The organism is Ruminiclostridium hungatei (assembly GCF_002051585.1).
GTDB lineage: Bacteria > Bacillota > Clostridia > Acetivibrionales > DSM-1351 > Ruminiclostridium > Ruminiclostridium hungatei.
The window spans coordinates 94,784-121,418 of record NZ_MZGX01000011.1 but is presented as its reverse complement, the minus strand read 5'-3'; the positions used below and the strand labels follow the sequence as shown (position 1 = coordinate 121,418).

At 41.6% G+C, this 26,635-nt stretch carries 25 protein-coding genes; all 25 read right to left on the bottom strand.

Annotated features, from left to right (window positions below; all coding sequences use genetic code 11):
* Window position 1 precedes the first annotated feature (1 nt).
* The 25 genes from CLHUN_RS09885 to CLHUN_RS09770 all read right to left on the bottom strand — a co-directional run bounded on the left by CLHUN_RS09885 (window position 2) and on the right by CLHUN_RS09770 (window position 26,575).
* The gene (locus CLHUN_RS09885) at window positions 2-1,177 is read right to left on the bottom strand and encodes a polysaccharide pyruvyl transferase family protein (RefSeq protein WP_117387036.1); all 1,176 of its coding nucleotides are present in this window, start codon (window positions 1,175-1,177) and stop codon (window positions 2-4) included.
* Between the two features lies 1 nt (window position 1,178).
* The gene (locus CLHUN_RS09880; RefSeq protein ID WP_165755721.1) at window positions 1,179-2,366 is read right to left on the bottom strand and encodes a glycosyltransferase; all 1,188 of its coding nucleotides are present in this window, start codon (window positions 2,364-2,366) and stop codon (window positions 1,179-1,181) included.
* Window positions 2,367-2,588: 222 nt separating this feature from the next.
* Window positions 2,589-4,529 (bottom strand): glycosyltransferase, encoded by a 1,941-nt coding sequence (locus tag CLHUN_RS09875; protein WP_080064421.1) that lies wholly within the window; start codon window positions 4,527-4,529, stop codon window positions 2,589-2,591.
* Between the two features lie 11 nt (window positions 4,530-4,540).
* A complete protein-coding gene (locus tag CLHUN_RS09870) occupies window positions 4,541-5,395 on the bottom strand; it encodes a metallophosphoesterase (protein WP_165755720.1) in 855 nt (284 codons plus the stop codon).
* 1 nt (window position 5,396) lies between these two features.
* Window positions 5,397-6,764 carry a hypothetical protein gene (locus CLHUN_RS09865; RefSeq protein ID WP_080064419.1) on the bottom strand — a complete coding sequence of 456 codons (1,368 nt, stop codon included), beginning with the start codon at window positions 6,762-6,764 and terminating at the stop codon, window positions 5,397-5,399.
* Window positions 6,765-6,812: 48 nt separating this feature from the next.
* Complete coding sequence (locus tag CLHUN_RS09860) at window positions 6,813-8,171, bottom strand: hypothetical protein (protein ID WP_080064418.1); 1,359 nt, start codon at window positions 8,169-8,171, stop codon at window positions 6,813-6,815.
* Window positions 8,147-9,373, bottom strand: a complete 1,227-nt coding sequence (locus CLHUN_RS09855; protein WP_080064417.1) for an O-antigen ligase family protein — start codon at window positions 9,371-9,373, stop codon at window positions 8,147-8,149. Before CLHUN_RS09855 ends, CLHUN_RS09860 begins: the two co-directional genes overlap by 25 nt.
* 62 nt (window positions 9,374-9,435) lie before the next feature.
* The gene (locus tag CLHUN_RS09850) at window positions 9,436-10,524 is read right to left on the bottom strand and encodes a glycosyltransferase (RefSeq protein WP_080064416.1); all 1,089 of its coding nucleotides are present in this window, start codon (window positions 10,522-10,524) and stop codon (window positions 9,436-9,438) included.
* Window positions 10,525-10,558: 34 nt separating this feature from the next.
* Window positions 10,559-11,662 carry a glycosyltransferase family 1 protein gene (locus tag CLHUN_RS09845; protein ID WP_133051103.1) on the bottom strand — a complete coding sequence of 368 codons (1,104 nt, stop codon included), beginning with the start codon at window positions 11,660-11,662 and terminating at the stop codon, window positions 10,559-10,561.
* A 10-nt stretch (window positions 11,663-11,672) separates the two neighbouring features.
* Window positions 11,673-13,085: a sugar transferase gene (locus tag CLHUN_RS09840; protein ID WP_165755719.1), complete on the bottom strand. Its 1,413-nt coding sequence runs from the start codon at window positions 13,083-13,085 to the stop codon at window positions 11,673-11,675.
* A gap of 301 nt (window positions 13,086-13,386) precedes the next feature.
* Complete coding sequence (locus CLHUN_RS09835; RefSeq protein WP_165755718.1) at window positions 13,387-15,300, bottom strand: sensor histidine kinase; 1,914 nt, start codon at window positions 15,298-15,300, stop codon at window positions 13,387-13,389.
* Window positions 15,284-16,459, bottom strand: a complete 1,176-nt coding sequence (locus CLHUN_RS09830) for a response regulator (RefSeq protein ID WP_080064412.1) — start codon at window positions 16,457-16,459, stop codon at window positions 15,284-15,286. The genes CLHUN_RS09835 and CLHUN_RS09830 overlap by 17 nt, the downstream gene beginning before the upstream one ends.
* Before the next feature lie 229 nt (window positions 16,460-16,688).
* Complete coding sequence (locus CLHUN_RS09825) at window positions 16,689-17,222, bottom strand: 2-oxoacid:acceptor oxidoreductase family protein (RefSeq protein WP_080064411.1); 534 nt, start codon at window positions 17,220-17,222, stop codon at window positions 16,689-16,691.
* Complete coding sequence (locus CLHUN_RS22685) at window positions 17,219-17,353, bottom strand: hypothetical protein (RefSeq protein ID WP_278247532.1); 135 nt, start codon at window positions 17,351-17,353, stop codon at window positions 17,219-17,221. The genes CLHUN_RS09825 and CLHUN_RS22685 overlap by 4 nt, the downstream gene beginning before the upstream one ends.
* Window positions 17,354-17,356: 3 nt before the next feature.
* Entirely contained in the window at window positions 17,357-18,103 is a 747-nt protein-coding gene (locus CLHUN_RS09820; RefSeq protein WP_080064410.1) for a thiamine pyrophosphate-dependent enzyme, read from the bottom strand.
* Between the two features lie 49 nt (window positions 18,104-18,152).
* Window positions 18,153-19,208, bottom strand: coding sequence for a 3-methyl-2-oxobutanoate dehydrogenase subunit VorB (locus tag CLHUN_RS09815; RefSeq protein ID WP_080064447.1), 1,056 nt, complete (start codon window positions 19,206-19,208; stop codon window positions 18,153-18,155).
* Between the two features lie 81 nt (window positions 19,209-19,289).
* The gene (locus CLHUN_RS09810) at window positions 19,290-19,496 is read right to left on the bottom strand and encodes a 4Fe-4S dicluster domain-containing protein (protein WP_080064409.1); all 207 of its coding nucleotides are present in this window, start codon (window positions 19,494-19,496) and stop codon (window positions 19,290-19,292) included.
* A gap of 265 nt (window positions 19,497-19,761) precedes the next feature.
* Window positions 19,762-20,478 (bottom strand): ABC transporter ATP-binding protein, encoded by a 717-nt coding sequence (locus tag CLHUN_RS09805; RefSeq protein WP_080064408.1) that lies wholly within the window; start codon window positions 20,476-20,478, stop codon window positions 19,762-19,764.
* 129 nt (window positions 20,479-20,607) lie between these two features.
* Complete coding sequence (locus tag CLHUN_RS09800; RefSeq protein WP_080064407.1) at window positions 20,608-22,011, bottom strand: hypothetical protein; 1,404 nt, start codon at window positions 22,009-22,011, stop codon at window positions 20,608-20,610.
* An 11-nt stretch (window positions 22,012-22,022) separates the two neighbouring features.
* On the bottom strand, window positions 22,023-22,805 hold the full coding sequence (locus tag CLHUN_RS09795) for a hypothetical protein (RefSeq protein ID WP_080064406.1): 783 nt from the start codon (window positions 22,803-22,805) through the stop codon (window positions 22,023-22,025).
* A gap of 76 nt (window positions 22,806-22,881) precedes the next feature.
* The gene (locus CLHUN_RS09790) at window positions 22,882-23,259 is read right to left on the bottom strand and encodes a GntR family transcriptional regulator (RefSeq protein ID WP_080064405.1); all 378 of its coding nucleotides are present in this window, start codon (window positions 23,257-23,259) and stop codon (window positions 22,882-22,884) included.
* Window positions 23,260-23,408: 149 nt separating this feature from the next.
* Entirely contained in the window at window positions 23,409-24,089 is a 681-nt protein-coding gene (locus tag CLHUN_RS09785) for a nucleotide-binding protein (RefSeq protein WP_080064404.1), read from the bottom strand.
* Between the two features lie 33 nt (window positions 24,090-24,122).
* Window positions 24,123-24,899: a tRNA threonylcarbamoyladenosine dehydratase gene (locus CLHUN_RS09780; RefSeq protein WP_080064403.1), complete on the bottom strand. Its 777-nt coding sequence runs from the start codon at window positions 24,897-24,899 to the stop codon at window positions 24,123-24,125.
* Between the two features lie 59 nt (window positions 24,900-24,958).
* A complete protein-coding gene (locus CLHUN_RS09775) occupies window positions 24,959-25,558 on the bottom strand; it encodes a flavodoxin family protein (RefSeq protein WP_080064402.1) in 600 nt (199 codons plus the stop codon).
* 144 nt (window positions 25,559-25,702) lie between these two features.
* Complete coding sequence (locus CLHUN_RS09770) at window positions 25,703-26,575, bottom strand: hypothetical protein (RefSeq protein WP_080064401.1); 873 nt, start codon at window positions 26,573-26,575, stop codon at window positions 25,703-25,705.
* Window positions 26,576-26,635 lie beyond the last annotated feature (60 nt).

The window sequence follows — 26,635 nt, the reverse complement described above, 5'->3', positions numbered from 1 at the left end:
ATCATTCTCCCACCAGTTCCCTTATTTCATCAACGGCACCCCATGCTTGAGAGATATAAGCAGGCATGCATTGTTCCAAATGCTTTCTTATTTCGTCCTCATGCTCACTGAGCCATATAAAAGCCTTTATCAGGTCGTCCTCACGGCGTAAAGCCTGTACAGGCAATACATAGTTTTCATATGTGCCGAAAATATCCTTTGCTATTCCCCTGGATTTCACCGAATATCCCAGTACAAGTGTGGGAACACAAGTGGAGTAGGCCGCAATGGTTGCATGTGTCCGGGCGCCGATAAACATGCGGCAGCGTGAGATATAGCCTTTTAACTCCATACAGTTATGGTCCCCGACCAGCACAACCCTCCCGGTGGCACTAAATTCACGGTAAAGCCGCTTCAAAGGTTCCAGGTCATTGCTGCTCTTCCATACCACATGGGGAATCAGAGCCACCTGGTACGCGGTATGTTCAAGGATATACTGCACAAGCTTATGATAGTTATTGTATATCACACCCCGGCCATGTTCCAGCATCTGGACAAGAGGACTCATATTAATACCTATGGTTTCGTTCTCAATAAAACCTTCGGACAACTCCAGTTGAATGCTCCTCAACGTGAAAGCCGGGTCGGGATACAACTTTGTATTTCGGGTGATTCCGTGCTTCATAAGTGCAGCATATGTAATGGACTCCCTGGCCATAATCAAGGAAAAGCCTCTCATATCATCCTGTATAGCCTTGGCTTCAAGTACTTCTTCACTTAGGGAACAGCCCCAGAGTACCGTTTTTATCCCTCTGGCCCTGATGATGCGGTTATGCCTTATTAACCAATCCTGGTCCGAATAGCAGTAATTATCTCCGCCTATGGAGATTCCAACATCTATATTGTCTAATTGCTTTATCAGCCGGTCATAACGGTACTTACCTGAAAAAAAGCTTTTTTTCAGCAATATCCCTGTCAGTTTATTAACCACTTTACCCGGAATGCTTACCTGTCTCATATAGGGATATGCCATATAGCTCCCCAGCTTTGAAGTACCATATTTATATTCCGCCTCCATTTTCTGGGTGGTGATGACAATATGGTCGTTTTTTTTGCAAAGCATCTGAAGGCTTGAACGCGTAATCGCCTCACAGCCATGATTTTCAGAGTTCCCATTTGCATAAAATAAGATCTTCATTTTACCCTCCATGTTCCTCCAGGCCTTCAATGACATTTACCAATTTATCAATTTCCGAATAGGTGTTAATCTCCATTTGCTTTAAATTTTCAATAAGCCTTGCAGTTGTTTCTCTGGAGTCCATAAGCCCTTTTATCCCTCTGTATATACTCTCGCTGTCACAGTCCACAATTATTCCCGTTTCATTATTCACCACAAACTCTCTGGCCGTCAGGAAATCAGCAGTTACAATGGGCTTGTTGAAACACATGGCCTCTAAAAGTGTAATACAAAAGCCCTCTGTAAAAGAAGGCTGCACATAAAAATCACAGTCGTGAAAATATGGATACGGATTAATTTTATTGCCCAGCAAAATCAGTTCTTCTTCAATTCCATATTTTTTTATCAGCTTCTCAAGCTCCGGTCTTAAAGGTCCGTCCCCCACTAAATACCATTTGAATACATATCCGTCTTTCTTTAATTTATCGATAACATATGGCAGTAACATCTGACCTTTTAACAGATGCAGCCGTCCAACCGAAAGAAGCTTGATGCCATTATAGTTAAAAATATTTTCCTGCGGCACATAACAGCTCCGGATAACTTCCTTGCTTATTAAATTATACAGAATATCAGTCCTTGGATATAGCTCTGGAAACACCCCTATGAAGCTGTCCTTGGCGAACCTTGACACACAAAAAATCTTATCAAATTTTAAAAAATATTTTAAATAAACACGCAATTTTTTCCTGTCTTTTATTTTATATTCTTCATGGACCCACATGATTTTCTTGCGGGCCTTTATATGGTTTACCGTCAGCAAGGTAGTATTGCGCATACCGCCGTCATAAACAATGGCAGTATCATATACTTCTTCTAAATCAACAGCATTCCTCAAAACAAATTCCCTTGCCATGAAGGGTTTGTTCATTATGCCTTGAAGCAGGCGCAGAATTATGTAACAGATAGAATTTTTTACATCCTTGAACCGCACAAGGGATTTGAGTGCTTTTGAAAAGAGGCCGTAGTCTTCAACAGGAGAATAAATTACATTTATTTTTCTTTTAATCTGATTTAATAAGCTCGTATCCTTGTGGGTGATGAGCAGAGTTATATCATACAGAGGCAGCAGGTTTACCAGCTTTATAAAGGAGGTTTCTATTCCGCCCACCTCCAGGTTCCTTATTACAAATATAATTTTCTTTTGCATCAGGCCAGACTCCTTGTCTATAATTAACGGCATGCCCCGGCTTCCGTAATTCTTTCATATAATTCTCTCATGTAGGTCTTTCATATAGCTCTTTCATAAAATCCTCTTATAGAGCCTCAATTCAAAGAAAATTTTCCGGTTGTAGGATAATTTTCTTACTTCAGCGGCTTTCAACGAGGTTCCGAAGCGATACCCGCCACTTTGCAGAGGTGGGGCGGGGGCCTATTTTATTACCTCGTTATATACGTCCGACACCCGCCGAGCCCACCTGTCCAGTTCATAGTGCTCTTCCACTATGGCTTTCTGAGCGTCCAGAAGTTCCTGCCTACTGCTGTACAGCGCCTTTTCTATTCCGGCCTTCAGAGCGCCTGTGTCTCCTGCCTTCACCCATACATCCCTTGTGAGCCTCAGGTTCTTTTGCGCAGGTATGTCGCTTGCAACCACCGGCACCTTGCAATATGCCGCCTCCACCAGTGCATAGCAAAAACCCTCCTGCCTGCTGGGGGAAATGAACAGGTCCGCAAAGCGGTAATACGAAGCAATATCGTTTCTGGGCTCTAATATTTTTACCCACGGGGGAATACTGCCAAATCTTTGCAGGATGTACTGCTCCAAATTTTCCTTATTTGCAGCAACCGGAATTAAAAGAACAATGCTCCTCTGTTCCCGGATCAGCTCCGCTACTGCTTCCAGTGCCAGATCCACACCTTTTACATACCAGTTGTACCCGAATATCAAAACTTTTTTTGCAGTACCCTCAATTCCGTATTGAGCATTTGCTAAAAGCTCATATTTATCCAGACGGGAAAAGTCAATTGCATTTTCGGCACAAAAAACCCTTTTGCCGCTGAAGCCGCTTTTCATGAGCTGGCCTGAAACAAATTCACTGCAGCCCATATAAAAAGTACCCCATTTTGATACTCTTCTCAAAAGCTCCTTTATAAAGGACTTCTTTACATATTCAACGTGCATATGTGTGATTTGCTTCTTCCTGCCCAGTGAGGCAAGGCACGCCAATGTTGCCGGAAGACTTATTTTCATATTTGTGAAATGCACATGAAAGATATTTATATCATGCTTTTTAGCAATCTTTCTAAGTAAAATATGGTTTTTAATAATACTGTCCGAGTAATAATAAATGTGGAAGCCCTTTTGACGGAGTTCCTTAATCCATCCATATTCTTTTACTTTTTGAGGGAACAGGTAAAATACATTTCCGTTATTTTGCCGCACCTTTTTATCCAATGCCTCCAGGGACGCTATGAAATTGCCCCCATAGGGTGCCGGGTAATCGGCTATTTGCAGTATATTCATCTTCACCGTTTGCTTAAGATAGCCTCTAAATAGTCTTAAGGCTTTTGAAAATGTTATATTTACAATTCTCATAAGAACCAGACTTCTATTTTTCAGCGAATCCATCTTCCATATTTTTAAATGCTCATATAAGACTTTACTTACATAAAAGTTGCACCGGAATCTTTTTTTCAAGGACAGGCCTCTTCCCGTCAAGCCTTCATCATTCTGAAAATAATGATATAGCGGTAAATCCACAAAGGCAAAGCTGCGGGCATTTGTAAAGGCTTTAATGGAAAAAACAAGGTCCTCACAGGTTTCCAGCTTCTCATCAAACCTCAGTCCCTGCAATACCTCCCTTTTGTAGAGCGTTCTCCAGACACTGTTCATTTGAATGCCCACCAGCATTTTATAATAAATATGCTCCTTAAAACCCGGCTTTTTAACAAAAAAATTGTCCGGAAAATCAGAGGGCCTGTCCTTTGAAATCCCGTGGGGCCATTCATAGCAGATATTGCACTGAACAATATCTGCATCCAGCTCAATAGACTTCTGCATAAGTATTTTTATATAATCCCTGTCAATCCAATCATCGGAATCAACAAAAACGATGTACCTGCCGCAGGCCTTTTCCAAGCCGCAGTTCCTGGCTGAAGCCACTCCCCCATTTTCCTTATGGATTACCCTGATTCTATGGTCAAGTGCTGCATACTCCCGGGCTATTTCTCCGCACCGGTCGGGAGATCCGTCATTTATCAATATGATTTCCATTTGGGATTCACTTTGTGAAATGATGGATTCTATACAGCGTTTCAGGTGCTTCTCAGCCTTATACATTGCAACAATAACACTTACCTTTACCTCAGCCACCGGAACGCCCCCTAATTTACTGCTTTTAAAGTAACCAGAACAACTTCGGGGGTATTCAGTACCCTTGGTTTTTTAAAATCCTTGGATAGTCCCCCGCTTACCACCAACTGTGAATTGCCGGCCCTGTAGTAGCCCTTTTTATATTTTTTGTTGTCAATATGCACTTGTGCCAGTATATAGTCGGAGATATACGGCAAATTCACCTGTCCGCCATGAAGATGCCCTGACAGCGTAAGGTCAAAGTTATATTTTGATACCATATCAAAAAAATTGGCACGATGGCAAAGTAAGATATTGAAGTATCCCTCATTTTCTTTTATACCTGACAATTCTTTTAAAGAGGCTTCTACAACCTGCGGGCGCATTGCATCATCAGAATAGACGACATCTTCAAAACCGGTAAGGGCAATGGCACTGTTTTGATAAACAAGCTTAATGCTCTTATTGTTCAGAATAGTAACGCCTTTACTCCCGACAAGTTCAATTATGCCTTTCTCATTATTTGACCATTTTTCATTATTGCCGCTTACAAAATACATAGGTACCAGGTCCTTATTTCTATCCAGCAATTTTTCAAGATTTTCAAAGGAAGTATCTTTTGCATTAATCATATCCCCAACCATAACCATTATATCCGGCTTTGTCTCCACTACCTTCTCGGTGATTTCCTCGTAATTATCAGAACTATGAAAATCAGTGAGCAGCATTATTTTATACCCATCAAAAGCCTTGGGCAACTTCTCTGAATAAACACTGATTTTGGAAACCTCCACACTGCAGTTGTCAATCCAAATCAGTGCCAGGATGCCTATAATTATGATACACAGTCCTAAAAATCCAAGTAATATTTTTTTTATTAAAACCATTTTATACAACCTCATCCCGGGCCTTGACGTGGGCAGCCCTTGATTTATAGATGATTTCAATAGCAATCGCCAACAACATACCAAAGCCCAAGCCCATAACCACTGAAACCATCAGATAGAACTTAAGAGATAAATTGCTCATAATATTAACAGAAGATAAATATGTAATATACTTACTCCCCTTATACCTGCGATAATCCGCCAGGGTGGAATCTGTTATGGAAATCAGCCTCTTCAGTTGCATATCTATTCTTTTTATCAGTGCTTCCGCCTTTCCGGTCATTATCTGTTTCTGGGCCAAGGGAACGTCGTCACTTTTAAAAATTTCCACAATTTTTTTACATTCCTCGGCATCAATCAGATTATCATATCTTGCAACACCTGAATCAATATACTGATCCATTATTTTGTCATAGGTGGTTTCCGAGGTCTTAAACTTGTCGGCATCTATAACATTATCCTTCAGATTGGGACTGGAATCCCCCATGTTGATCTGGGTCCTCACTGTATTATTCTTGGAATATTCCTTTAGTATATTAAGGGCAGTATTTGATTCTTCGAGTTTCTTACTGCCATTAAAGCTTAATTGTTCAATTTTATATTCATAATTCTTAATCAGCTTTTCCCTGTCATTAGTGAGTCTTCCCGAAAACACCAGTGAGAAAAGAGACTTGATTTCGAAATTCCTGAGATTATTGTATTCTCCCTGCAAGTCTACAAAATTCATGCCTGTTTTCGCGGACCTGAACTCTTTGCTCTCTGCATGCTTGTCAATCAGGTATGAAATAATGCCGTTTACTTTTCCCTCAAAGATTTCTGCCCTGTCCAAATAGTCATACTGTCCGGAAATGTCCTTATCGGAAAGATCGGGCAAATTTGATTGATTCAGGTATTTTTCAGCATAATACCTGTCATAGCTCTGCATTATGGCATCAAGCATATTTCTGGCATAAACACCGCTTTTATCGCTCCCCACCGTGTAGCTCACATAGTACTGAACAGGATAATAGGTATACTCTTCTCCCGCCTTAACCTTGGATTTCTTTATTTCATTTACCTGATCAGGTATGAGTGGTGTAATTACAACTGAACGCCTCACATCCTCTGTATTTATAGCAAGATTCAAGTCTCTGATGGCACTGGCTATAATGGAAGGAGTGATAATTTCATAAATATCAAATTTGTCACCTTTTGGATTCAAACCCTTTTCCGCATTGGCATCATTGTATTTGATAAGTATCTCCGCAGTATATGTCTGGTTTCTATTAACATAAAAATAAGCACAGCCAATACCTATGATAAGAATAATCACCACCAATAACTTCCATTTATAAACAGAACGAAATACATCCCAGATAGTAAGCTCCATAAAACTACCCCCAAATATCAATTAGTATAAAATTAAAATCCTGTTCCACTATGCATCAGACACCTGCAGCAATTCTTTTTCATTAGCTGCTCTGCTCCGTGAAGGCCGTCTGCTCTGCGGAGGCTTTCTGATTTCCATAAATACAAGCAGGACAAGCATGCCCAGGAAGGCTATAAGCCCGTAAAACAGGGCAGTCTTGATATATCCTGTGGTAAGCAGGTTTCTTATGCTGAAATCGGAAACCTTGCAGTTGATATAATTTTTGTTTTTGTAATTATAATAATCTTCAAGGGTGTCCTGAGAATTCTTGGCGTATTGTTCAAACTTTGCTTCTATTTTTCCTATCATTTCATCACAGATGCTTTTAAGCCTTCGTTGTTCTTCCGGAGTTATGGAGGTATCCGAATAGTCTTTTATAAGCTTGTTTCTGTTTTCTATTTCCTTCTTCAGGGTTTCTGCATTCACACCGGCATTCAGGGCTCTTTCGGTCAAGTAGTCCAGCCCTGTTTTTGTCTTATTCATATACAGATCGCTGTTCTTGTCAATTGAAGGAATGAAAAGTGAATAAACGATTGTGGAATCATAGGTTTGCATTCCCAGCTTGCTTACCTCATTCTCTTTTAAATACTTTGAGTATTCAACACTCAATTTTCCGATATCGTATTGAAGCTTATTGACCAGCTCCTGTTTATCTTTAGCAATTCTGGAGGTGTACACAAATGCTCTTAGTGCCGCTATATCTATTTCATTCAATCTCTTGTATTCATCTATTAGGTTTTCAAAACTCACATTTGTTTTTGTGGAGAGAAAAGACCCGTTCTCATACTTTTTAGCCGTGAGATAGTCTATGATGGATTTGGCCTTGCTGCTGAAAATATCCGGCACTTCAACATATTCATAATAATTCAAATCAAAATTGTTTTCAGAAAGCAAAATGCTTCTATCGGTATGGGTCTCTTTAAAGACCTCCTTATAGGTTTCAAACAAGGTATTGAGCAATTCTCTGGTGTGATTGGGAGAAAACTTTTTCTTCTGAGAATAGCTAAGCACATATTCATTTGGAAAATAGGTGAACTCTTTTCCTGTGGCCCTGGCAGCTTTTATCCTGTCATTAATGCGTGCCGGCACAATAGGATAGATGTTAATGCGGCTTCTCAAATATTCTACAGTAATATTCGGAAGGTCCAGCTTGCTCAGAGTCCTCTCCAATACTTTGTCAGAAGTGATTTCAAACATATTGAACCTGGTGCCGTCAGGATTAATCCCCTGCTCCGCTCCGGGATAGTTGATTGATATTGTCATGATACCATAGTTCATTTGAAGGATCGCCTTCAAAGAAACGCCCAGAAGCATTGCTATAAACACCATCAATACAATCCACTTTATATTTTTTCTGATTGTTTCCATATCAAACCATCCTTTACACCATCTTCATCATATTGAAAATTCATACCTGCCATCATCAGGATATTCCAAAAAGGCTTGTAATAAGCATACATTGTAAGTGTCATAGACAAGACAAGCATGCCGAACAAACTTACAGAAATCACCGGACTTTTTTTAAACTTACCCATGATTCCTACTGCAAACATACTGAAAAACAGCATCATTCCTATAAAGCCCTGGTCACACCATAGCTGCAGCCAATGGTTATGGGCGACTCCGTGCCCACTGAAGGCATTTGCAAAAAACACTGCGGTAGAGCCCAGTCCATATCCCAAAATCATTCCTTTTTCACTTTGCTTGATTGCATCAATTGTAATCGTCCATAGCTGCAGCCTCCCACTCCCCTGATCCTCTTCCAGACTGCTGATGCTCAGCCTTCCTTTAACATCCTCCGGCAGCATGGGCACAAAAAAATAGATGAAAACCATTGAAAGCAGTATAATCCCAAACAGTATTTTCACTTTATTAATGGCGCTTGTCCGCAGCGCAAAGAACACATATACCATAACAGCAGCAAGAACGGCAATAAGGCCGCCTCTTGAGCCGGTTCTGAAAACGACAAACACCATTGCCACCAACAACAATATATAAAAAATCCTGAATCTGTTTTTGAGGATAATTTTTTCTATACAAAACAAAACCGGCAGTATAAAATAACCGCATAACTGATTGGGGTCCTCACTTCCGCCTCCTATCCCCATTGTCACCCTGCCGCTGCCCTCTTCCAGGCTCACGCTTCCGATCAACATGATTGCCGTGGTTATTAAACCCACAATCACCCATGAATAAATCAGCAAATCACCTTCCCTTTTGTTGTATACTTTTAAGGTTATGAGGAAGAAAATTGCCGAGGTCTCAATGGTACCTCTCAATATGACAATTGCACCTTCACTTTTTAAAAGGAACAGGCTGCCAATGGAATATAAGAGATAGATGCCCAGCAAAAAATGAATGCTGTTGAATTTAATCCTGGTTTTCCCTATAAAAAGGTTGCAAATCAAAAAACCGCCCACAAGAATGGAAATATATTTAAGCAGGGAAGAACCACCCGGCAGAGGCACTATGGAAAAAGGCATGCATATGAAATACAAGGCGGCCAGCAATGCACCCAGGCTTATCTTCTGTTCTTTAAATTTGGTAATAGCCTTAAATTGCAGCTTCAATTCACTCCACCTTTTTATATAACTTCATATTTATATAACTTCATATTTATATAACTTCATATTTATATAACTTCATATTTATATAACTTCATATATTGACCGGTAACATAGTCCATATCAAACGCCTTTGCCTTTTCCATGTTATTTTGGGCCATCTGACACTGCAGTCCTTTATCCTCAATAAGCTTCAAAATTGCTCCGGACAAACCTTCGGCATCCCCGGAGGGCACCAAAAATCCGTTGACCCCATCCTCCACAATATCGGGAACTCCTCCCACTTCCGTCACCACTACCGGCAGCCCCACTGCCATAGCTTCAATAACAGAAAGGGGCAGACCTTCAAATAATGAACACAGTACAAAAATATCCGCCTTGCTCAACCACTTCCGTACCTCTGAAGAAATCCCTGCAAACTCAACCTTGTCACTGATTTTATACTTCTCCGCAAGAGACTGAAGGCTGCTTTTTTCTTCACCCTCTCCGACAAATACAAGTTTTGCATCTGACTTTTGCTTTAATACCAGGTTAAAGGCCTCTATAAGCAAGGCCTGATTCTTCCTTTTTGAAAGTGATGCAACATTTATAAGTGTACATGAAGCCTGCGTTTTCATTTGTTCTTTCGGAGAAAACTTTTCAATATCTATTCCATTATAGATAATGGGCACCTTTTCAGGGGCTAAGCCATATTCCTTTATAATGCCTTGCTGTATAATATGGGAAATAGCCACAGGTACGGTATTTAAATGCCGGTATGCCAGGCCTTGAAGTATCCTGTGGGCCTTCCCCAATTCCATTGAAGCCATATTGTGAACCGTATGTATACTTCTGCTTTTCCTATGGAACATAAACCATGGCAAAGCATAAATGGCCGCATGCAAATGGGTATGAACAACATCAGGCTTGATCTCCGACAGGGTTTTCCATAATTCCATAAAAGTCTTGATATCAAAGCCAAGTTTTTTATTTAAAAAAATCATCTCAATCTGATGCTCTCTCAATAACTTTTCATATGGATAATCCCGGCTTGGATAAAGACAGATTATTCTGACATCATGCCGGGGATTAACCCGTATTGCCAGGTCGGTAATCAGCTTTTCCGCACCTCCTGTGCCTAACAGTTGAATAATATGTACAATTTTTAGCCGCCCCAACTATATGCCTCCTTCCGAAAAACCTTCCCCTGTCTCACTGCAGATAGAAATCCTGAAGCCACCTGGCTTGTTCCCTGATGTCATACCCCGCATCAACTATGGCCTGTCTCATATTTCTCCTCACATAGCCGTTTTTACATTTCAAGATCATATCCGCCCAATGATTTGCCGGGCTGGAAAGCGGAATAAAGCTGCACAACCCCGTCACATCTGTCTCCCGGGTCACAGCATCAGAAAAAAAACATTGCAGGCCGGCAGCCTGTGCCTCTATTCCCACTACCGGCAAGCCCTCATAATGGGAGGGCAACAAAAAAACATCCATCCCCTGCATAAGTTCATTTATATCCGGCCGCTGCTCTAAAAAAACCACGGCAGCTTCCAGTCCCAGTGCATGTACTTTTTCTATGATTTCCTCTTTTCTTGAGCCTGCACCTATTAACACCAGCCTGGCGTCACTGTCTCTCAAATGAATCTCAAAAAATATATCTAAAATAAATGCATGATTTTTCTCATACTCAAACCGCCCGATGTGGCCTATTACAAACTTGTTCTCCAACTGCAACCCAGCTCTTACTCCTGCTCTTATCTCCTGGTTAAAGCTGAATTTCTCTGACTGTATTCCATTTCTAATAAGCCTGTAATCAGAGCGTCGCAGGATATTGCGGCCAAAGGCATATTTACCTGCTTCATTGGAACAGGCAAAATAATGCTGGGCACAAAACCTCAGGGGCAGCATGAGTATCCTCTCTGCAAATCCTTTTAGCGTTCGGTTCACAGATGTTGAATGTGAGTGGATTATGACTTTCTTCACACCATGCAGCTTTGCGATTATGCTGTAAATTACGCCGACGCTTGTAAGGTGTCCGTGCACCACTTCATATTCCTTGTGAGTCCTGAAAAACTGATCCAATGCTTTGACATACTTGAAAATATTTTTAAAAAACAATCTGGGAAGAATGTATATTTCCCCTCCCAATTGCCTTATCTCATCGTCAAAAACACCTGCCTCCTGATAATTGAGCAAAAAATCAAATTGTATCTTTGAATGGTCAATATTTCTGTAATAATTCATAATTACCATTTCTAATCCACCATAATGCATTTTCCCTGCAATTACCAGAATACGCTTAACAGCCACCTGACCCACCTCATACACATTTCTCCAAGGGAACCTTATCCTCCGTCTCCGCAGAATCCAGACGTTTGCAAAATTCTTGCGCCCTTCCTACTCCCTCTGCACTCTCTTTGTCAAATATAGCTTTCACTGTCAGCAAAATTATTTTAATATCCAGCCAGAAGGAATAATTGCTTATATAAAGCAAATCATACAGGGTCTTGTCCTCGGGTGTAGTCATATATCTTCCATATACCTGGGCCTGCCCGGTGATACCGGCCTTCACCACGAACCTTTTGTCATAATTCTCAATATACCCGCAGTACTGCTCTATAAATACCGCCCTCTCGGGTCGGGGACCGACAATGCTCATAGCTCCTGTCAAAACATTAAAAAGCTGTGGTAATTCGTCAAGCCTGAAGGTTCTCAATATCTTGCCGATTCTCGTAATCCTCTTATCATTCTCCGAGGCTAAAACAGGACCGGTTGAACCTTCGGCATTCTCCACCATGGTTCTGAATTTATACATCTTAAATGCCTTTCTATCCGTGGTAATTCTTTCCTGATAATAGAAAACAGGACCTTTGGAATCAATTTTTATCAGGAATGCAATGAGAAGGTACAGCGGAAGACCTGCTATTATACCAATTGAAGCTGTAATAATATCAAAAACCCTTTTTATGATTTTCTCATATTGGCTCAGCTCAAAAGATTTAATTCTGAGAACAGGCGTATCATCAAAGATTGTAATTTCTTTTTTCATCAGACTGGTATTTCGGAAATCAGGAATAATATAAATCTGTTTTTTTTCTTTAAATGCCTCTGATATTAATTGCTTGCTCAAATCCTCAGGAATGGAAGGGCAAATAAAGATACTTTGATATTGTTTGAATTCGTTTTTCAATAATGACTCAACGGCCTGCTTATCCTCAACATCAATCTGAATGTACCAGGCCTGATGCAGCTTGACATAGGCGTATTTGATTTTTCTGGCCAGGGCATTGTCAACTGCCTTTGATTCTATAACCAGAAGCTCCGCCTTACCTTCTGCATACTTAATGAATACGGAAACAATCACCTTATCAAGGCAAAGAAACACAAACATTGAGACAGCCATTATGATGAAAAACTGCTTATCCGGCAGTGTTAATAAAGGATTAAGGACAAAGCCGGCCACAATGGTTATGGCATTTACCAGCAGGGTAACCGCCAGTATGGATAATATGATTTCCTGTACGTTTCTTTTCTGTGTGGTATAGAATTCATATGTATATAGCATGATAAGGGTAACCGTTATGTAGATAGCGGGCAACTGCAGGGAAAAAAACATACCCGTCTGTCCGAAAAGCAGCATCGCTGCGAGAGCATAACTTATGATAACCGCTAAAATATCACTTAGCACAATTACAAAATCAACAAAAATATCATTATGCAATTTTATATCCATGTTCAGAACCCTTCCCAATATATGAATAATCAAGTTATCATGACTAAAGCCTGTAAAATTTCCCATCTCCAGCAGTCTGTAACCTCTTAAACCTATATTGCCCGGAGAAATTTAACCGCCGGCAATGTATTAATTCAGATGTTACAGGCCACAAGTGTGATTTGAACATTCTTATCTAATTATATACTTGGATTCTGAACATTTTCTGAACATTTTCTGAACATTATTTACTTTTTTTACATTTTCTATCATATACCGCGTTTTTACGGCATTCTTCATGTCAACGGCGGGCAGGTGGTGCTTAAGCCTTAGAATACGGAATTTCAAAGTAAACAGCCGTACCCGTCCCCTCCTTGGAATCTATATGAATGCATTCACCATATAAAAGCCTTAGCCGGCTGTTAATATTCCAGAGACCTATACCATCAGAACCTGAAGCCTTTTCAAAAACCTCTCTGATTTTGTCCTGCTGCATTCCCACCCCATTGTCTTTTATGCAAAAAAGCACGGTAGCCTGTTTCCTGCAAATAATCACATCTATCCTGCCGCCTTCCGGACGCGGCATGATTCCATAGCGTACCGCATTCTCAACAAGGGGCTGCAGGATGAGGGGGGGAATTTTCATATCTATATCCCTGTCTATCCGGTAGCAGATCTGCAATCTTTCTCCGAAACGTATTTTTTCAATGTTAATATAGGTTTTAAGGATCTCAATTTCCTTTTCAATGGGAACCAGGGCTTCCATATCTTTAAAATTAAAACTGCTTCTCAAATAATCGGCCAATTTAACAGTCAGTTCCCCTGCCTGTTCAGGTTGGTCAATACATAAAGCTGCAATGGAATTTAACGTATTATATAAAAAATGCGGTTTTATTTGAGAACGCAAAAAAGCGATTTCTGCCTTGTCAAGATGACTGGACATTTGTCCCATGGTCCAATAGGTTTCAAAAAAGCGTATGCTAAGAAAAAAGATTAACGTGACCATAAAGGCAACCATACTGAATTTTGAAAACAATATGTCTGACTTCAGGGAAAATGTGAACAGCAGGATGTCAGAAGCATAAAGATTCATAAATATAACGGAAAACAGCAAGGTCAGCATCTCAAATTCCTGTCTTTGTTCACCTTTAATATATTGCACAGCCACGCTTAACAAAAGTATCATGAGAACAAGTTGGTTAATTACCGAAAAAACAGCCTGAACCTGAGTGTAGAAGCGGATTGATGCAAACAGGTCCACTAATATGTTTGTTCCATATATGATACATATCATTTTTAAGCCGACGCTTGAAACTATTCCTTTTTTCAGTTGATAAAAAAACAATATGAGTGTGATAAATGCAGCAGAGGTACAAAGCTCTTTTATTCTATATGCCGAACTGAAGGACCAGTTTATAATTGTTAAAATAGTCCTCTCGTTCATCAAGACATTGTATAATGCAAAAAACAGACAAAACAAGGCAAAGGTTAAAAATACAAAATCCTTCCGGCCGGAAATGCGTGCCGTAATAAAAAGAATCAAATAAATTAAGGCAATGGTTAAAATGCTGATAAAAATTCCAAATTCAATCAGGTTGTCCTTTTGATGCCGGTGCAGAAGTTCCGGTGCTGTCCCCAGATAGATGGAGACAGAAATTCCAGCATTGATATACTCATAATTTGCAGCCTGCACAATAATTTCAAGATCGCCGCCGGTATGATCAAAAAAACCTATTTGAGGAATATTGCTGTATTGGCCATTTGTAGGCTTTTTGGACGGAACACCGTCTTGCAGGAGCTGGGCACCGTTCACGTATATCCTGCTTGAAAAACGAATGTTGTTTTTTTTGATACCAAGACTTCCGCTGTACCGGAAATCTTTAATAATCATACGGTATGTGGCACAGCCGTATATTGGAAAGGCAGTACCGTCAGCACCTTTTTTGCTCCATTGGTACGGAACCTCCATATATCCTGTAAGTAATGGGATATTTTCCGACTTTCCCTTAAAATCCTCAGGACTCAGCAATTGATTCCAATAGAATTCCCACTGGCCGTCCAGAGCGATGACCTTATTTCCCTCACCGCTCCAATTATCAAGCGACAGGACGCCTTTTTCCACTCTGTTGCCAGAGCCTTTCTTATCATCTGAATTCCACAGCATTGAGCTGCCCAGCAAAAAAAGTGATACCAGCAGCAAACATGCACAGACAATAATCCTATGTATTTTCCCCATTGAAATTCTCCCGTATTTCACCTTGTTCATCGTCCCGAATAAAGTGAAAATACTCATCAAAAGCAATCCCTAATTCTTCTCTGTATATTTTTTGTACCTTATTGTAGTGATTTCGCAAAGAAGTGTAGTCACCCATCTTTACGTATAATTTCATAAGCTTTCCGTGGATCTCATCCAGCAGGGCATTCTCCCGGATAATTAGCTGCAGGCATTTCTCCGCCCTGACATATAACCGTTTTGCTTCATAATATTCCGACATGCTGTTCAAAATCCTGATATAGTCTTTAGTATATCTTTCACGCTCTACTTCCGCCCAGAAATAATCCTCACCCTCAAAGTAATCTCCCCTGTACAAATTGAATAGCTTTTCGGCAAGCTGTATATTCTCTTCGTTAATATCAATCAATTCCAGAATTTCTTCCATTTCGGTGATGTCGCAATAAAATTTCTCCGTATCAAACAGGTAGCTGGAATTCCTGTAAATGACACATCCGTCAATACCTATATTCTTCAGTGTCCTGCGAATGGAATAAATACTTGTATGTAACAGCATGCTGGCTTTTTCAGGATCAGAATCAGGCCACAGGGCCTCTATTATTTTGTTTTTATGTACCAATTTGCCTTTGTAATGTACAAGATAGGCAAAAAGCTCAGCAGACTTTGCCGTTCTCCACAGCACCGCTTGCTTTTCCTGTTTGCTGTTAAGCACCTCCAAGCCTCCAAAGCACAAAATACGATATGCCTTTTCCCGTGTGCCGGCATCTCCGCCGGCATTATTTGCCGGTCCCAAGATACCTCTTGATGTCAAAATCCTCTCAACAGTTTTTCGGAACCGTTCTTTGGAAACGGGCTTTAAAAGGTAGTCCACTGCGTTTAATTCAAAAGCCTTTACTGCATATTCTTGAAATCCGGTCACAAAAATGATATTGATTTGGGGATTTATAGAGAATAGTTTTTCCGCCAGGCGGATTCCATTCATCCCCGGGATTTCCATATCAATAAACGCCAGGTCGATTACCTGCTGTTCACACTTTTTTATCGCTTCTTTATATCCTGTGAAGGTACCAACCAGCATAAGGTTTTCTTTATATGGTTTCAGCAAATGTTCCATCATCTTAAGAGCCAATATTTCATCGTCCACCAATATAGTTTTAAGCATCTTTCTATTCCTGCCTTTCCCTAAAGGGTTACCAATTTCAGTATTAATCGTCTATAGGGCAACAGGTTTATTATACTTTGCTTTTTTGGGTTTTACAAGAATTCCTGAATAAGAAACTTCTGCCAGGGCAAATAAAAATTCAGACCATAAGCCTGTTATAGTCTGAATTTCAAAATCAGATTCATTTAATTTACATGTGATTCAGATTGGTGAAATTAAAAAATTTATACTAATAGTTGCAGCCCATATCAAGAGCCTTCATTTCTTCAGGTATCATATGATGCTTCTTGGCAGGCAATACCTTTTTCAGCGCCAGCTCAAAGCTTTCCTTGGACACTATGCCCGTCTTCTCAAGGAGCTTGCCCAAAATGATTATGTTGGCATATGTAAGGTTTCCCATATCCGAAGCAAGCTGGGAGGCCGGAACTCCTGCAAAATCTATGTCCGTTCTCTTGGGTTTGGCGTCAACCAGTGAACTGTCCGATATGATCAGACCATTTGGCTCAACAAGCTTTTCAAATTTTTCAAGGGAAGGCCCGTTCATAACTACCAGGACATTTGCCGTGTCAAGAATTGGAGAACCCACAGGCTCCTCTGAAATTACAACCGCACAATTTGCAGTACCGCCTCTCATTTCAGGCCCGTAGGAAGGAAGCCATGACACATATTTGCCCTCCAGCATTCCGGCATATGCCAGCAGCCTTCCCGCCGATAAAATCCCCTGGCCTCCAAAGCCAGCAATAATCAATTCCAACTGCTTCATGCTAACCTCCAATCACGTGCTTTAAGCACGTCAGAAAAAAGTAATAAAAAGACACTTGTGGCTTTTTTCATGCGCGAAACCTGTTTTCGCGCCGGGAAGGGCAGAAATGAAACACTCAATGCTTTCTTCATGCTTTACACCTCCAAATCCTTCCCCTTAAAGTTACCTAACGGATAAAACGGCACCATATTCTGTTCAAGCCATTTCAAGGAGTCCACAGGATTTATGCCCCAGTTGGTGGGACAAGTGGAAAGTACCTCTACTATTGAAAAACCCTTTTGGGCTTTCTGAACCTGAAAGGCCTTCTTGATGGCAGCCTTGGTCTTATTTATGTTTTTAACGTCATGTACCGAGGTTCTTTCAACATAAACCGCTCCCTCCAGAGTTGAAAGCAGTTCACAGACCTTTACAGGGAAACCGTGTATTTCCGGCTTTCTGCCGTATGGAGACGTAGTGGTTACCTGATTCAGCAGGGTTGTAGGAGCCATTTGGCCCGAGGTCATACCATAGATGGCATTGTTGACAAATACCGTTGTTATTTTCTCACCTCTGGAAGCGGCGTGAACGATTTCCGCCGTGCCTATGGCTGCCAGGTCTCCGTCTCCCTGGTATGTAAATACAAAGTTGTCAGGATGCACCCTCTTTATTCCTGTGGCAACTGCCGGAGCTCTTCCGTGAGCAGCCTGAACGAAATCACAGTTGAAATATTCATAATTATTGTAGGCGCAGCCCACAGGTGATACACCTATTGTAGTTCCTTCTATCTCAAGTTCGTCAATAACTTCAGCTATGAGCCTGTGTATAATCCCATGTGTACATCCGGGACAATAGTGAAGGGACAAATCTTTTAAAGCATGAGGCTTTTTAAACACTGTTGCCATTTTCATTTTCCTTTCCGCTAATATTCAGCGACGTGATATTATAATAAAATTATTTTAAGATTTCCCTGATCTTGTTCAAAATCTCTTTCTGGCTTGGAACCATGCCGCCCATACGCCCGTAGAAATGCACCGGACATTTGCCGTTAACTGCAAGGCGTACATCTTCAACCATTTGTCCTGCGCTGAGCTCGACGCTCAGAAAAGCCTTGGGCGTTCCGGCATACTGTAGGAAAGCGGCGGCAGGGAAAGGCCAGAGTGATATGGGACGTATGAGCCCTACCTTTATGCCTTCCTTTTCGGCAGACTTTATAACATTTTTGATAATACGTGCAATCGTGCCGTAGGCAGTCACTATTATATCCGCATTTTCACAGTTGTAGGTCTCAACAAGGACTTCCTCCTGCTCTATCTGCCTGTATTTTGCCTGGAGCTTCATATTATGCCTTTCAAGAACTTCCGGCTGAATGTATATGGAGGTGATGTCATTGCTTTCCCTCTGCATTTTTGTGCCCGTTGTGGCCCACTTCTTATCATCGTGGTATATTTCTTCCTCATCTTTAAATTCCACGGCTTCCATCATCTGACCCAGCATACCGTCACCCATTATCATGGTAAGTATCCTGTATCTATCTGAAATATTAAAGGCCTTAACCGTTAATTCATAAAGCTCCTGAACACTGGAGGGAGCCAGCACTACCATTTTATAATCTCCGTGTCCCCCGCCCTTGACTGCCTGAAAATAGTCGCACTGTGCCGGAAGGATACCGCCCAGTCCCGGTCCGCAGCGTACAATATTCACGATAACGGCAGGAAGTTCTGCACCGGCAATATAGGAAATTCCTTCCTGCTTCAGGCTGATTCCCGGGCTTGAGGAAGAGGTAAGCACACGTGCGCCCGCTGCTGCTGCCCCGTATACCATATTTATGGCTGCAACCTCACTCTCCGCCTGAACAAATGTACCATTTATTTCCGGCATTTTTTTTGCCATATAATGTGCTATCTCTGTCTGCGGTGTGATAGGGTAGCCGAAATAATGCTTACAGCCCGCTCTTATGGCTGCCTCTGCAATTACTTCATTTCCCTTCATTAATAACTTTTCTGACATATTAAACTCCATTCCGCTGCCTTGCAGCAACAAATAGTTATAAAAGAACAATTTTGACATACAGGCTGTATTGCCGGTGCGTTATTTTTCAACCTCTATAACGCAATCAGGGCAAATGGTTGCACAGAAAGCGCAGCCAATGCATTTCTCCATTTCGTCCACGCCTGCAGGATGAAATCCCTTCTGGTTCAATTTGTCGGATTTCATTATGACAATTTTCTTAGGACATACTGTTACACAAAGCTTGCAGCCTTTGCATCTTTCCTCATGGAATATTGCTTTTGCCATTTTTAAAACCTCACTTGTATTTTTTATTTTAGCCAATTACCACTACAAATTTAAAATCCCGGGCCGGATTGAGTTCAATCAGCAGTAGCACTGAAGGCCGGGGATTCAGACAGACAATTGACTATACGATTATTTAGTAATTTAGAGAACTAAAACTATTGTTTATTATAAAACTCTTTGAAGCTATTTGCAAGTTAACCCTTTCCATTTATTATGCTGTTTTAGTGTTTTTTTGCAGGATTAATCCGGAGGGGCTGCAATAAATCTATTCCAATATACCCCGGTATTTACTCTCCTTGTAACCTGCCAGCTCCATAATCACCTGCGACAGTGTCTTACCCTGGATTTTCAGGTCATCCGGGCACACATCCGCCTTTATTCTTCCATTTTTGAGAACAAGGGCCCTGTCAATAAAATTTTCAATCTCATCAATATGATGTGTACTGATGAGAATAGTTTCATCTTCCCTTATACTTGCTGCCATCAGCTTTATAAAATCCTTCCGGGCAATAATATCCTCTCCCAGAAAGGGCTCGTCCATTATTATGTATTCGGCCATTTTTGAAAAGCCGGCACATATTTCCAGCTTGGCTTTCTGACCATATGAAAAGGTTTTTATTCTGTCGTTGGGCTCCAATTCAAAAAAACTGATAAGTTTCCTGTAGCGCTCCCAACTGAATTTTTTAAAATAGCTGCAAAGAAATTCACCGTACCGGTATGGTGTCATAAAAGGAAAATAGCTTCCCTCATGGGTTATAAATGCCATACGGTCATATATATCCCTCGGATTCCTGCCATCCACAAGCACCTGCCCCGACGTCAATTCCAGCAAGCCTATTGTAATCTTTAAAAAGGTACTTTTACCCGAACCGTTTTCTCCAAGAATACCAACAACCTCTCCGGAATTAATTACCGCACTTTCGTCCATAAGTCCAAGTGCCTTTGTTCCATAATATTTTTTTACATTTTTATATTCTATCATTTCATCTCCCACCTACGCGCATAGCGCGTACACAAATAGTAATGAAAGACACGTGGTGGCTTTCGCTGCGTGAAAGTCACTTTGACTTGCCACATGTATCTTTCACGCTAGCACCTCTTTAGCAGCTCTTCAGGTTGAAAACTTGACATTGCAGAAACGTCTGGCATCAAATGTGTCAAAGCCTCCGGAATCAGGGCCGTTTTGCTGCCTGTATATGAGATCCTGCACCGCATCGGATATGACTTCTCCCTTGTAAAGCAGCCTGCTGTCCCACCGGGACCTGTCATAGGCAAAAATGAAATAATTCTCAGGTCTCAATCCGCTGACAAACACTGAGTCCTTTGCTGCATACCCGCAAAAAATCAAAAGTTTGTTATTAACTACCGAAACATTCTCCAGATAGGTATATGTCTCTCCATCCACTTCAAGACCTTGGATAAAATATTCCAGAGTCAGTTTTTTATCAAGCTTTATTCCTACAATAATATCCTTTTCTTCCTTAAAGCAAAGGTTGAGGTTGTTTTCGTTGACAAAGAACTGCACGTTGTCACTTATTTCACTTCTGCCGAAATTCCGTACCTCAAGCTGGTCTATAAGTTCCCCCGTCTCCGGCTCATAAGCCCTGAAGGTAAGAACATCCTCTATAAGCAGGACCAGGACCAGTTTTCCCTGTACGCATTTCAGGGCGACAACCTCGGTATTTTTGTTGTCCTGCCTGAAGCCTGCAAGCTCGGTCACCCGTCCGGATTCTTTCTTGTTATCCCAGTCAGGCCAAACACTCCACTCGTCAATCCTGTATATTCCATTTGATCCCCTGGAGGATTTTTTTGCAGGAATGGTAAAATATAAATTTCCCGCAGCTTCAACTATGGAATCCATCTGGTTGCCTTTTCTGACAGGTATATTGGAATCGGAGCCGCCGGAGGCAATGACTTCTTCTCCGTCTTCTGTCTTCCGGTAGGTCTTCGTAAATTCAAACTCCATTTTATCCGACTTTGCACTGAGTCCGCTTTTAAATTTAATTCTTGTAAATTCACCAATCTTATCTATGTTTACATATAAGTCAATCTTGTCGGAAAGGGTTTTCCGGTCTGTATACTCTCCTGTACTCTCAGGCTGCGGCCATGTCTCCCCGCTGTACACCCGGTCACCCACGGTTTTTGAGGGTGTCTCGGCAACTTTAAGGTTTGCATCTGCTGAAACCTCTCCCGACACATTATAAACATAATCCGGGAAATCATAAAATGCCCAGTTTCCGGAAGACCATTGCGATCTTTCCATATCCGACTCACTATCATAGAAGCTGAAGTTTTTATCCACCTTGCCGTCTCTGATGCTGAAACGCAGCCCGTGATATTTATCCCGGACCACACCGCTCACGGTTATATCCCTGAGAAAGGCACTGTTCCCCTGAATATCCTTGAGGTATAAGGTTTGATTGTCTCTCTTTCCTATGATTATTCCCATAAGCAGGGCAATGACTGCCAAAGCTGCTGCCGCAGCAATTAGTGCCGTATGCCTTCCAGTTTTCATATAATACCCCCTCAGTCCAATATGGTGCTCCTCTTAGTCCAAATAAGGCATTGCCTTATATAATATACTGTGAATACCGAAAGAATGAGGCTGTAAATATAAAGCCTGCCCCCTCCTCCCGGGTTTTCGGCCCTGAGCCTGCCGGCCAGGATGAATACCATCAATATTACCTGTATTGCAGGTGCTGTGATGTATAAGAATTTTTTAGACAAAAAACAATACACAGAATAAAGTACCCCCGTCACAACGGCCAGATACATGAAAGCGGTGCATATGAAGCTCCCCACTCCCAGCGGATACAGGATTCTAAGAAAACCGGAGCGTACAAAGGCCAGAAACAGGCCGTTTACAGGTTCTTCAAATCTGATAAGACCACTTGTTTCAGTTACGGCAAAGGTTGTTGAAAACAGCAGATACCCCAGAAAAATGCTTATTAACTGGGAGGCCAGCAGCAGCAGCATGCCAGTCAGGCCTGACAACAGCTTTGAAACAAATATGCTGCCCCTGGAGCCGGGTATGGTCATAAGAGTATATATGCTCTTACTTCCTGAATAGTTTGACAGTACACTGTAAACGCAGACGGACAGAATCAGTACCAGGCATATAATAAAAACTATTGCCGTACCCGAAATATCTATCAGTTTTTCAAAGGGTATATATCTTCCAGGAGGATAATTTCTGTTTGAAATACACAGAAGCAGGTTCTGTCCTGCTATAAGCGCAAAGCATACAAGTAGTACCGCCCTCAATGTAAATGTGACTTCGAAATTAAAAAGTTTATAAAGCTTCTTCATAAAACCCCCGCTCTGTACTATCACCATAATACACAGATAAATCCCACCCGAACACAAACGCAGGTCAGGCTATTCTCTAGTCGCTGTCCCATTTATCTGTCAGCATCTGTATCACTTTTTTAAAGGATAGATTAACTTCCTTGGCAGCCGAAACAAATTCATTCACCATAGCTTCAGTAAGCTCGGCTTCTATTTTTGAATATATGGGAGCATCCACATAAACCATGCTGCCCACATTTGTATTTGTGACTATGAAGCCCTCATCCTCCATCAATTTATAGGCTTTTTGAGCCGTATTGGGATTAATGTTCAAAACTGCGGCCAGTTCGCGTCTTGAGGGCAGCTCTGTGCCGGTCTGAGCCTGTCTTAACAGTATTTTTCTTTTAACAAACCCGGCTATTTGAATATAAACAGGATCCTTATTATTCAGTATGAGACTCGAAAAATCCAGCACTGGCCAGCCACCTCCGCACAAGTGTATTATATCACTAATACACAAGGGTGTAAATATCGCAGCCGGTAAAATTTACAAATCCACGTCCGTCAGCAAAGTGTCCGTGGATTGTATGTATGGCTTTAGCTATATGTTTTGCGCTGCTGAGTCTAGCCCCTGTTCCAGGGAAGATGGATCAGCTTTCTCATTGCAAGCACTTCAGAACCGCATAAGCCGCTGCTGTCAAGCCTTCCCACAACTTCTTCCATGCCTGCGGTTATTCCAATGGGTATTCCAAGCTTTTCCGAAACTGCCGAGATGGTTTCATTACCTTCCAGCAGTATTTCAGGTGAGGTTTCCTCCAGCAGGTTGCTGTTATTTATCAATTTGGTAACCTTAATATTTGCACTATCCTCAATAAGTGCAAGCATCTCCATAATTTTTTCAGGGGTATCGGTCATACCCCTTCTGGTATTAATGACAAAAAACATTTCGTAATCATCGTTCAATATTTCTTCCTTAAATCTGGATACCGCCCTGGCGCCCAGATCGTCGCCGCCAACATCCAGCACAACCTTATATTCCTTATTCTGAAACAGAGAATAAATCTCCGGCGGAATGGCAGGTACATCTACATTTGTGTTTGCATATAACGGCAAAACAACCCTTATATTGTTTCTTTCCAGCTCTTCTCTGGCATCTGCTGTGCGGAAATACGGATTGACAATGTCAAAATCCACTATTGAGGTCTTAAGACCCGACTCGGCCAGCTTCAAGGCGGAATTAACCGCCACTTCGGTCTTTCCGCTTCCGAAGTGGCCGGTGAAAATATTTATACGTTTTTCAAACATCTTTATCTCCGTTTCCGATTTGCCTGTATAACGTCAAATCACCTGCTTACTTTTATCCCACTCTATAATATCCTTTATTACTTCTCCGGCAATTATCAAGCCCATTACCGACGGCACAAAGGGAAGGCTTCCCGGTATCTGATGCTTGACCGTGCATTTTCTTGTGGAGCCCTTTGGACAAATGCAGCCCGCACTGCAGCTAGAACTTTCAGTTTCAACAGGCTTCCTGGGCTCCTCCTTGGAGTAGACCACTTTGAGCTTCTTGATTCCTCTCAGCCTCAGTTCTTTTCTGACCACCTTTGCCAGAGGGTCCACGGAGGTTTTATATATATCCGACACCTCAAATCTGGTGGGGTCCAGCTTATTGCCTGCCCCCATGGCACTTATAACAGGTATTCCCAGCTTATCCGCCCTTACAACAAGATCGATCTTTGCAGTAACGGTATCTATGGCGTCTACAATGTAATCACAGGTTGTGTCCAATATCTCCTCCGCAACCTCCGGCATATAAAATTTTTGAATTATCTCCACCTGGCATTGAGGATTTATTTCCAGAATCCTGTCCCTCATTGCTTCAACCTTGGGTTTACCTACTGTCTTCCGAGTGGCATGTAGCTGCCTGTTCAAATTTGTCAGGCATACACAGTCATCATCAATCAGTACGATTTTACCAAGTCCGCACCTTACCAGGGCTTCAACGGTATATGAACCCACACCGCCCACTCCGAAAACTGCAACCTTGCTGTTTTGCAGTTTTTCCAACCCTGCTTTTCCTATGATCAATTCATTTCTTGAAAACTCATTCAGCATATAAAAACTCCATTTGTATATTGTTGATTTTAGTTATCTTCCTGTCAGGTAAAGCCTGCTTATAAATTCCTTATTCCCACTGTGGCGCGGCAAACCTCCACCAATCTCCTGCCGGATATTGCCGTCCGCTTTACGGCGTTTTCATCATCCTTTGCAGGCCGCATGGCACAAACACCGTGGTGCCCGCAGTCGTCGTCAATATATCCGTCTCCCACTATAATCATACCATTTACCAGCATCATATCGTGCATTGCCTTTAGAGCGGTCTCCTGGCCTCCAAATCTGGAAGTCCCCACACTGACTCCGACCCCCGCTTTGTTGTAAAGCCATTTATTTGCCCTTATCCTTCTGGTTTTATCAAACATGGCCTTGAGTTGTGCGGAAACACTGCCGAAATATACCGGACTGCCGACTACAATGCCGTCGGCTTTCTTCATTATTTCAAAAGCCTCTTCAAGGCGGCTGCCCTTATAGCAGATGCCGGTGCACGGATTGGAGCAAGCGGTGCAATACCCGTTCTTCTGCTCATTCATTATCTTTCCTATGTCCAGCAAGATGGTGTCGGCTCCCTGCCTGGAGCATTCCTCAAGCACCCTGCCCACCAGAAAGCTTGTATTTCCGTCCTGATTCGCACTGCCATTAAGGCCCACGATATACATTCAACATCACTCCAAAACAAAAAATATGCGTACTCATAAAAGAATACACCAATTGCGTGATGAAAACAAGTTGCCTCCGGTGTGCCGGTATAAATACGCAGGAGATAAAAACAAGACCTTCCGCCGGATGCCTGAAAGGACCTGCTATTCTATCACCCGCTTTGCCGTCACATTATACAGCAGTATGTTTTCCATGGATTTTTCCACTCCGTCCCTGGCACGTTTATTCTGCCTGAGCTGGCAGGTATTATTGTCCTGCCACTTTATAAAGTCATAGCTGTATATGGAAAATTTATCATTTACCTCCCCATGAGCAGAGAGCTCATTGCTGTTAAATAACAGACTGCCGTCTTTGCAGTCAAAAATTATCACGGTGTTTCTCTGGTTGCCTGATATATTCTGAGGACAGGACAGATATGAGCAAGCATTATACTTGCCGTCTGAGGACAGATAAAAATTCCCGAACAGTCCGATTTCCTGATAAATTTTTTCCAGCTTTGAGTTTTCCAGATCATAGGAATACAGCGCAGAATGAAAATAATCATATTCGGCCTTTCCCTCAAACAGGTAATAAATTTTTCCCATTTTTTCATTGAACAGCATATTTTTTATTACAAAGCCTTTTCCGTGCTTTTCCCTTAATTTGAACATATTTCTGATTTCTTTCAGCTTAACAGGTTCAATATCGCACCTTATGAGCTTTTCCTTGAGCTTGTATGTCAGGTTCAAGGTGACAAGTCCATAATTGTCTTCCGCCATAAAGGCATGCAAATCCACCTGGTTCTTATTTCCCAGTATAGCTATCTCTTCTTTTTTTACATAGATACTGCTGTTCATGCTTTTGACAGACCCCGATTCCCATCGGGCCTTTTTTTCAGTCCCCGTCTCCCGGTCTTCCCTTGCGGCAGGATAAGGATTCTTGCTGCTTTGAGCGGGGGGCTTGCTGTATAATATGGTCCCGCTTATTAAAACAGATATAAAAATAACATACAGTATAGATAAATATAGTCTCTTCATAAATGTCTCCATCTCAAAATATCTATATTGTATTTTATACAAATATGTTAAATGTATTTA

Bases quoted from the DNA above. Each gene is read 5' to 3' on its own strand.
- CLHUN_RS09780 (WP_080064403.1), bottom strand. From the start codon at position 24,899: ATGCTGAATGAGTTTTCAAGAAATGAATTGATCATAGGAAAAGCAGGG.
- CLHUN_RS09870 (WP_165755720.1), bottom strand. From the start codon at position 5,395: ATGGTTTTAATAAAAAAAATATTACTTGGATTTTTAGGACTGTGTATC.
- CLHUN_RS09825 (WP_080064411.1), bottom strand. From the start codon at position 17,222: ATGAAGCAGTTGGAATTGATTATTGCTGGCTTTGGAGGCCAGGGGATT.
- CLHUN_RS09885 (WP_117387036.1), bottom strand. From the start codon at position 1,177: ATGAAGATCTTATTTTATGCAAATGGGAACTCTGAAAATCATGGCTGT.
- CLHUN_RS09840 (WP_165755719.1), bottom strand. From the start codon at position 13,085: ATGGATATAAAATTGCATAATGATATTTTTGTTGATTTTGTAATTGTG.
- CLHUN_RS09805 (WP_080064408.1), bottom strand. From the start codon at position 20,478: ATGATAGAATATAAAAATGTAAAAAAATATTATGGAACAAAGGCACTT.
- CLHUN_RS09770 (WP_080064401.1), bottom strand. From the start codon at position 26,575: ATGAAGAGACTATATTTATCTATACTGTATGTTATTTTTATATCTGTT.
- CLHUN_RS09865 (WP_080064419.1), bottom strand. From the start codon at position 6,764: ATGGAGCTTACTATCTGGGATGTATTTCGTTCTGTTTATAAATGGAAG.
- CLHUN_RS09830 (WP_080064412.1), bottom strand. From the start codon at position 16,459: ATGCTTAAAACTATATTGGTGGACGATGAAATATTGGCTCTTAAGATG.
- CLHUN_RS09795 (WP_080064406.1), bottom strand. From the start codon at position 22,805: ATGAAGAAGCTTTATAAACTTTTTAATTTCGAAGTCACATTTACATTG.
- CLHUN_RS09820 (WP_080064410.1), bottom strand. From the start codon at position 18,103: ATGGCAACAGTGTTTAAAAAGCCTCATGCTTTAAAAGATTTGTCCCTT.
- CLHUN_RS09775 (WP_080064402.1), bottom strand. From the start codon at position 25,558: ATGTATATCGTGGGCCTTAATGGCAGTGCGAATCAGGACGGAAATACA.
- CLHUN_RS22685 (WP_278247532.1), bottom strand. From the start codon at position 17,353: ATGAAGAAAGCATTGAGTGTTTCATTTCTGCCCTTCCCGGCGCGAAAA.
- CLHUN_RS09860 (WP_080064418.1), bottom strand. From the start codon at position 8,171: ATGGAAACAATCAGAAAAAATATAAAGTGGATTGTATTGATGGTGTTT.
- CLHUN_RS09835 (WP_165755718.1), bottom strand. From the start codon at position 15,300: ATGGGGAAAATACATAGGATTATTGTCTGTGCATGTTTGCTGCTGGTA.
- CLHUN_RS09815 (WP_080064447.1), bottom strand. From the start codon at position 19,208: ATGTCAGAAAAGTTATTAATGAAGGGAAATGAAGTAATTGCAGAGGCA.
- CLHUN_RS09880 (WP_165755721.1), bottom strand. From the start codon at position 2,366: ATGCAAAAGAAAATTATATTTGTAATAAGGAACCTGGAGGTGGGCGGA.
- CLHUN_RS09810 (WP_080064409.1), bottom strand. From the start codon at position 19,496: ATGGCAAAAGCAATATTCCATGAGGAAAGATGCAAAGGCTGCAAGCTT.
- CLHUN_RS09800 (WP_080064407.1), bottom strand. From the start codon at position 22,011: ATGAAAACTGGAAGGCATACGGCACTAATTGCTGCGGCAGCAGCTTTG.
- CLHUN_RS09785 (WP_080064404.1), bottom strand. From the start codon at position 24,089: ATGTTTGAAAAACGTATAAATATTTTCACCGGCCACTTCGGAAGCGGA.